The sequence below is a fragment of the Bacillus sp. V33-4 genome (assembly GCF_002860225.1).
Classification (GTDB): domain Bacteria; phylum Bacillota; class Bacilli; order Bacillales; family Cytobacillaceae; genus Bacillus_BJ; species Bacillus_BJ canaveralius.
Genome location: NZ_PGVC01000007.1, coordinates 101,007 through 108,033 on the forward strand (window position 1 = coordinate 101,007; position 7,027 = coordinate 108,033).

A 7,027-nucleotide genomic window follows, 5' to 3' on the forward strand; every position below is an offset into this window, starting at 1 on the left:
TGCAGGGTCCTTCTATATTCTTATTTCTAAGAATAGAAGGCAAAGGGAGAGGAGAAACCGGAGGAAGAACTTATGGGGAAACGTAAGTCTTCTCCGCGGTTGGCAACAACATCCTCGATAGATGCTGTTAATAACAGTATTTCCACAATAGATGGGGTTATACACCCTTTTTGGTTATTTTTTTAAAAGCAGTCAGACGAAAAAAAGCATCTAACAGGTTGGCGGCAAAAAACCAATTATGATAGGATAATTCCAGATGCTTGTTTTATGTCAGAAATTAGTGGTGATACATATGAGAGTTGTTTCAGGAACCTGTAAAGGACGAGTACTGAAAGCGGTACCGGGAAATTCAACACGGCCAACAACGGACAAGGTGAAAGAGGCCATGTTTAATATCATCGGCCCATATTTTAATGGAGGCACAGGCCTTGACCTGTTTGCGGGGAGCGGCGGATTGGGGCTTGAAGCGTTGAGCAGGGGATTGGACCAAATGATTTTTGTTGATCGCGATGGAAAGGCAATCCAGACGATTCATGAAAATATTAAAACATGCGGATTGGAAGAACGGGCGGAGGTTTACAGGAATGAAGCGGCGCGGGCTTTGAAAGCGATCAAGAAACGGGAACTGCGGTTCAATTATATTTTTCTCGACCCGCCTTATAAACGACAGCAGCTTCTCAAGCTTCTCGAAACATTTGAACAGGAGAATATCATCTCTGAACACGGCACGATTGTCTGTGAACATAGCCATGACGTTCAACTTCCTGACAAAGTAGGTTCCCTGGTCAAGAAAAAGCATGAGCAATACGGCGTCATCGCCATTTCGATTTTTACAAACGATTCTGCGGAGTATGGGGGGAAATCAAATTGACTGAAGTAGCGGTATGTTCAGGCAGCTTTGATCCAATTACATATGGGCATCTTGATATTATTAGAAAAGGTGCAAAGGTGTTCAAAAATTTAAATGTCGTTGTCTTAAACAATTCTTCGAAACAACCATTATTTTCGGTGGAAGAAAGAATTCAGCTTATTAAGGAAGCTACGAAAGATATTCCTAATGTCCACGTAGAGTCGTTTCAGGGCTTGCTGGTGGATTATGCGAAAAGTGTGAATGCCAAAGTGATCATACGTGGTTTGAGAGCTGTATCCGATTTTGAATACGAGATGCAAATTACTTCGATGAACCGCGTCTTAAATCCCGAGATTGAAACGTTTTTTATTATGACCAATAACCAGTACTCTTTCTTAAGCTCAAGTATTGTTAAAGAGGTAGCAAAGTATGACGGCCATATTTCCGAGCTGGTCCCTCCAGTTGTTGAACAAGCACTGAAGGATAAATTTAGACGATAAAATAAAAACCCTGCACTATTGGAATAATCACAGTGCAGGATTTTTTTGAATAGCTCAAATTACAGCTTGCCGGTCAACTTTTTAGCGTACAACGCTGTATAAACGAAAAGGGATGCAATTGTAATCAGCGGTCCTGTGTCAACAAGGATCTTATATGCTTGCAAAATCCAGGAATCCTCGGCAAAAACACTGACGGGAAGGGCATTAGATGGCTCTTCTGTGTTATAAAACCTTTCATAAACCGGATTCCATAATAAAAAGGCAAAGCAGCTTGCGAGTATTCCATGAATTACACGGGCGAAGAAAAAAGGTTGAAAACGAATGTCTGTCTGGGCAAGTATGCTCGCTACCTGAGCTTGAACACTGAATCCGCTGAAAGCAAGGATAAAGCTTGTGATAATGGTTTGCTGCATCAGCGTGGCTTCCTGGACCTGGCTGGTCATTTGGCTGCCAAGCGTGATTTCAAAGAGGCCGGAAATAAATGGAATACTGAGCATCACAGGCAAATGCAGGACATCAAGGATCACTTCGATTATTTTTGCGAAAAAAGAAGTAAATTGCAGGTGGTACAGCAGTTTATTAATCACGGAAAATAGGATGATAAAGCCGCCGATCATTAATAAAGTTTGGATGGATGACATGACCGCGTCACCGAGCAGCTTCCCAATCGGACGGTTATCATTAATTCTCGTCCGGTGCAGAGCAGATAATGCTGTTTTAATAGAAAATTTATGCTGGCTTTGTTCATTTCCTTTCTCATCATCTTTTCCGTAAAATCGCATTATTACCCCGACTGAGATATTTCCTAAATAATGGGCCAATGCTAAAATAATCCCTAACTGTGCATGATAAAAAAAACCGACTGACACTGCGCCGAAAATAAACAACGGGTTAGAGGAATTTGTAAATGAGACCAACCTTTCTGCCTCTATTCTCGTCAGCTGTCCTTCCTGCCGCAAGCGCGCAGTGAGCTTTGCGCCTGCGGGGTAGCCGGAAGCCATCCCCATCGCCCAGACGAAACCGCCTACTCCAGGAACTTTAAATAACGGCCGCATCAATGGCTCAAGCAATACTCCAATGAATTTGACGACTCCAAAGCCGATCAACATTTCAGAAACAATAAAGAACGGCAGCAGAGATGGAAAGACGATTTCCCACCACATATTCAGCCCCCTAATCGAAGCATCAACAGACTCCTGTGGAAAAGAGATCAGCGATACAGCCATCATCGTGACCGATAAAGCGAGGAAAACTGTTTTGAATTTTGAAAGAAACAATGCTGCCTCCCTCCTTGCTGTGCAAACTGTATAAAACAGTGTTAGAATATTGGTTATTAGAAAAAAAGCATCGATAGCTGAATCCTGATCGAGTCTTAAAAGAGAGGCGTCCATAACCTTTGGCGCCTTGCATGCCTTGTCCTTATATATCCCAATATACTCATAGAACCATGAAATAGACCATAAGATTGAATCAGACTGAAATTTGAGCGGGAGGTAATCTCTTTGCGTCGTCCAAAAATAGGTGTCGCGCTTGGTTCAGGAGGAGCTCGGGGGTTTGCCCACTTAGGTGTACTGAAAGTATTGAAGGAAGAAGGGATACCGGTTGACTTGCTGGCAGGCAGCAGCATGGGCGCTATGGTCGGCTGTTTTTTTGCAGCAGGACTTGACATAGAACGGCTTTATAAATTGTCAAAAGCATTTAAACGGAAATATTACCTGGATTTTACGGTACCGAAAATGGGCTTTATTTCCGGCAAAAGAGTCAAGGAACTTATTCGTATTTTTACCCATGGGAAAAATATCGAGCAGCTTGATATACCAGTCGGCGTTGTTGCAACAGACATCATGGCAGGCGAAAAAGTCGTCTTTTACAGCGGGCCGATTGCCGATGCCGTCCGGGCAAGCATTTCAATACCTGGAATTTTTGTTCCGGAAAAGTTAAACGGTAGGCTTCTCGTTGATGGCGGGGTCATTGACAGAGTGCCTGTTTCTGTTGTAAAGGAGATGGGCGCTGATTTAGTCATTGCTGTAGATGTATCGCATGTCAAAACAAATACCGAGATCATCTCAATTTACGATGTGATTATGCAGAGCCTCGATATCATGCAAAATGAGCTTGTCATGAACAGGCAAATTGCCTCGGATGTAATGATCCGCCCAAGAGTGGAAATGTACAGCTCAAGAGCTTTTACAAATATAGAAGAAATTATTTTAATTGGCGAACAGGAAACAAGAAAACAGCTTAATCAAATCAGAAGCGTTTTTGAAAGATGGAAGGAGCCCCAGTAAGTAATGCAGCGAAAATTTTATGTACGTGCCTTCACTATTGCAGCTATTTTCTTGATAGCAAGCACTTTTTATTATTTACCCTTTTACGTTTCAAAGCCGGGTATGGCGAAGGAACTGGAACCAATTATTGAAGTAGAGAACGGCTATGAGGAGGAAGGGAGCTTTATGTTAACGACGGTCAGAATGGGCCGTGCCAACATTTATTCGTACTTGGCTGCTAAATTTAATAAGTATCATCAGATTCACCCGGAAGAAATGATTAAGAGTCCGGATGAAACTGATGAAGAGTATAATGTCCGCCAGCTGCATCTTATGACCAGCTCGCAAACAGCCGCCATTGAAGTCTCCTACCAAAAGGCCGGGAAACAGATCGATTACAAGTACAAAGGTGTTTATGTTTTGAATGTTTTTGATGATATGCCAGCAGCCGGGAAACTGGCCGTTGGCGACAAAATTTTTGAGGTGGACGGCCGGGAATTTGAGTCGTCTGATCAGTTTGTTGATTATGTGGGCGGCAAAAAAGCTGGTGAAGAAATATCATTAAGCTTTGAGCGAGACGGTAAAACGAAGAATGTTTCACTGCCAATTGAGCCGTATAAAGACAATCCTGAAAAGGTCGGAGTCGGGATCATGCTCACAGAAGATAAAGAAGTGATAACCGATCCGGAAGTAACGCTGGATACCGAGGATATCGGCGGACCGTCGGCCGGTTTAATGTTTTCCCTTGAGATTTATAATCAGCTGACAGAAGACGATTTAACAAATGGCTATAATATTGCAGGTACAGGTACGATCGATCCGGAAGGAAAAGTCGGCAGAATCGGTGGTATTGAGCAAAAAGTTGTCGCCGCCGATAAAGCAGGCGCGGAAATCTTTTTGGCCCCATTTGAGGGCGGAGCCGAGGAATCAAATTATCAGGCCGCGGTTACAACAGCAAAAGATATTAAAACGGATATGAAAATCGTTCCTGTTAACACCTTTGACGAAGCGGTCCAGTATTTGGAGAGACTTGAAGAAAAATAATCGAGATTACAACAAGCAGCACAGTATCAAAGTGATACAAGGCCGCTTGTTTATTTTTCATCAGCTAAATAGATCGGATGCTGCTTGAATTCATCACCGATGCCTGATGCGTGTCGGTCTGGCTGTACCCCGAGCGCGTATACTCGTGAACTTTTTATATCAAGCTCGATTTGCTCATTTTTGAAGGCGGACAGCCTGGAGACAACCGGAACAGTAAAGTGCTGCTTCCTGTTACGTAAGTAGTCACGACCGCGCTCAGACATGCCGAGCAACCGTAAATAATTTGGTTCCGTGACGGTTTTCATCTCTGCTTTTTTTGTGTTCGTTAAAATATGTACGCATGTCCGTTGCAGCCTAGTCCATGTATACCGTTTTGTTTTAACCATCTGCATAAAATCAGCAAACGAAGCTGCTTGAAGCGCGCACGAAATAAGCCGGTTTTCGAGGCCTTCCTCGACCTCATAGACCTGTGCCAATTCTGCGGGAGACATTGTGATCAGCCTGTACCGCAAATAAGGCCAGTAGCTGTCCCAGCTATGAAAACGCCCAAATTCCTGAAAATGCTCAACAAGCAGCCTGTAGGTGCTTTCGGGAACCAAGCTTTGCACCTCGTCAAGCTTACCCTGTTCGGAAAATAATGCCTTCCTGATGCTCGTTGCACTTGCGATCGTTGCCGAAGAAAAATGCTCATCATGGTATTCGGCACTTTTTCGTTTAACCGTTACGGCCTCGATGCTCGTCTCCAATCTTTGCAGTGATTTTATGTATTGGAATCCAAGGATATTATTCGGCTTTGATAAGTCAGCCATTTCTTCCCCGGGTTTTAAATCTTGAAAGGCGAGCGCCAGCGCTTTTGGATAGCTGACACCTTTACTTAAATAGTACCTGATATTTTTTTGAAACTCGCTGTCGTGCATGTTCAAAAAATCTATCGCCGTATAAAATGAATCAATGTCCCCTGATTCGCTTCCGAAGCATAAATGGGTGCAGCCAGCGGATGAAAGGATCGATACTGCTCCATTAGCGAAGACTTCGGCTTTCTGAGTCGCAAATTGGTAAGGCAGCTCAAAAACAAGATCAACCCCGCCTAATAGAGCCATTTTGGCCCTTGTCCATTTTGAAACAAGCGCAGGCTCACCGCGCTGTAGAAAGTTGCCGCTCATGGCGGCAATCGCCACATCGGCACCGGTTACCTTCTTTGCCATGTCGAGATGGTAGGCATGGCCGTTATGGAAAGGATTGTATTCAACAATGACTCCGACAACTTTCATGATGGGTTTATCTCCCTCATTGTTTTGTTGTGAAAAAGCTCGCGATTTTTTGCAGAAGGGCATACTAAATCCTATCAATAGGTTGACAAAGCAGTTTAAGTGGTAGGATAATGTCTACATTATAGTGTAAAGAAAAAATATTGACAAATAATTATATGAAAGCTATAATTACCTTTGTTGCCTTGGGGTGATTCGTATGAAATGGACTTTAAGTCAGTTGCAAAAATATCGAAGCAAGGATTTTCCTTTTGATGAAACGGTGAGTGTTGATGAGATTACACAAGTTGATCCGACAATCCGTTCTGTTTCGCCTATGCATATTACCGGCCGGGCGGATATAGATTCAGCGAAAGTGACATTCCATTTGAAAATAGAAGGTCATTTAGTTCTTCCTTGTTCTCGTACTTTAGTCGACGTGAATTATCCAATTAATGTTGAAACAACAGAAACGTTTCTCTTGAAAGGTTTGGATTATGAAACCGAAGAGGAAGTTCATCAAGTAAAAGGAGAAGTAATCGACCTGATGCCGGTTGTTCAGGAGATTCTTTTGCTTGAGGTCCCAATGCAAGTTTTCTGTGAAGATAGCGGTGATGAAGGAGCTCCTCAGTCAGGAAAAGATTGGGAAGTCATTCACGAGCAGGAAAAGCGGGAAAAGATTGATCCCCGTCTTGCCGGACTAGCTAATTTTTTTGATCAAAAAGATAACCCTTCTGATAAATAGTCGGAAGGAAAAAACAAGAAGCACTTGAAGAATCCAGTTTGACTGGCCTTCATAACTTTCTTAATTCTCTTTAAGGAGGTGGGAAGAATGGCTGTACCTTTTAGAAGAACTTCTAAAACTGCGAAAAGAAAACGTCGTACTCATTTTAAATTACAGGTTCCCGGTATGGTAGCGTGCCCAAACTGTGGTGAAATGAAACTTGCTCACCGTGTATGTAAGTCTTGCGGAACATACAAAGGAAAAGAAGTTGTAAACGACTAATTTCTGTTAGATAAAACCCAGGGACATCGTCCTTGGGTTTTTGTCGTTTTCGCGTGCCCAGCAAGCCGTTAATTGCTAGTTGGTGAAAGTCCAACCCGAGTAAGTGTCAAGAC

Annotated in this window: 8 protein-coding genes; 6 read left to right on the forward strand and 2 right to left on the reverse strand. The window is 43.0% G+C overall.

Features of this window, described 5'->3' with window-relative positions:
- The first annotated feature begins 292 nt into the window (after nt 1-292).
- Nucleotides 293-871, forward strand: a complete 579-nt coding sequence (gene rsmD / locus CVD23_RS03725; protein WP_101665217.1) for a 16S rRNA (guanine(966)-N(2))-methyltransferase RsmD — start codon at nt 293-295, stop codon at nt 869-871.
- Nucleotides 868-1,350 (forward strand): pantetheine-phosphate adenylyltransferase, encoded by a 483-nt coding sequence (gene coaD / locus CVD23_RS03730; RefSeq protein WP_101576503.1) that lies wholly within the window; start codon nt 868-870, stop codon nt 1,348-1,350. Before rsmD ends, coaD begins: the two co-directional genes overlap by 4 nt.
- 59 nt (nt 1,351-1,409) lie before the next feature.
- Here coaD and ylbJ read toward each other — a convergent pair whose 3' ends face one another.
- Nucleotides 1,410-2,627, reverse strand: a complete 1,218-nt coding sequence (gene ylbJ, locus CVD23_RS03735) for a sporulation integral membrane protein YlbJ (RefSeq protein ID WP_101665218.1) — start codon at nt 2,625-2,627, stop codon at nt 1,410-1,412.
- Between the two features lie 225 nt (nt 2,628-2,852).
- Between ylbJ and CVD23_RS03740 the strand changes: the two genes are divergently transcribed.
- Together CVD23_RS03740 and CVD23_RS03745 are read left to right on the forward strand one after the other, a co-directional pair.
- The gene (locus CVD23_RS03740) at nt 2,853-3,638 is read left to right on the forward strand and encodes a patatin-like phospholipase family protein (RefSeq protein WP_101576505.1); all 786 of its coding nucleotides are present in this window, start codon (nt 2,853-2,855) and stop codon (nt 3,636-3,638) included.
- A gap of 3 nt (nt 3,639-3,641) precedes the next feature.
- Nucleotides 3,642-4,661 carry a SepM family pheromone-processing serine protease gene (locus tag CVD23_RS03745; RefSeq protein WP_101665219.1) on the forward strand — a complete coding sequence of 340 codons (1,020 nt, stop codon included), beginning with the start codon at nt 3,642-3,644 and terminating at the stop codon, nt 4,659-4,661.
- Nucleotides 4,662-4,711: 50 nt separating this feature from the next.
- Here CVD23_RS03745 and CVD23_RS03750 read toward each other — a convergent pair whose 3' ends face one another.
- The gene (locus tag CVD23_RS03750; RefSeq protein WP_101665220.1) at nt 4,712-5,932 is read right to left on the reverse strand and encodes a nucleotidyltransferase; all 1,221 of its coding nucleotides are present in this window, start codon (nt 5,930-5,932) and stop codon (nt 4,712-4,714) included.
- A gap of 196 nt (nt 5,933-6,128) precedes the next feature.
- Here CVD23_RS03750 and CVD23_RS03755 point away from each other — a divergent pair, with 196 nt between their 5' ends.
- Together CVD23_RS03755 and rpmF are read left to right on the forward strand one after the other, a co-directional pair.
- Nucleotides 6,129-6,653, forward strand: coding sequence for a YceD family protein (locus CVD23_RS03755; RefSeq protein ID WP_101665221.1), 525 nt, complete (start codon nt 6,129-6,131; stop codon nt 6,651-6,653).
- An 87-nt stretch (nt 6,654-6,740) separates the two neighbouring features.
- The gene (gene rpmF / locus CVD23_RS03760) at nt 6,741-6,914 is read left to right on the forward strand and encodes a 50S ribosomal protein L32 (protein ID WP_101576509.1); all 174 of its coding nucleotides are present in this window, start codon (nt 6,741-6,743) and stop codon (nt 6,912-6,914) included.
- Nucleotides 6,915-7,027: the final 113 nt, after the last annotated feature.

Coding starts and splice junctions, on each gene's coding strand:
- rsmD (WP_101665217.1), top strand. CDS start 293: ATGAGAGTTGTTTCAGGAACCTGTAAAGGACGAGTACTGAAAGCGGTA.
- rpmF (WP_101576509.1), top strand. CDS start 6,741: ATGGCTGTACCTTTTAGAAGAACTTCTAAAACTGCGAAAAGAAAACGT.
- CVD23_RS03750 (WP_101665220.1), bottom strand. CDS start 5,932: ATGAAAGTTGTCGGAGTCATTGTTGAATACAATCCTTTCCATAACGGC.
- CVD23_RS03755 (WP_101665221.1), top strand. CDS start 6,129: ATGAAATGGACTTTAAGTCAGTTGCAAAAATATCGAAGCAAGGATTTT.
- CVD23_RS03745 (WP_101665219.1), top strand. CDS start 3,642: ATGCAGCGAAAATTTTATGTACGTGCCTTCACTATTGCAGCTATTTTC.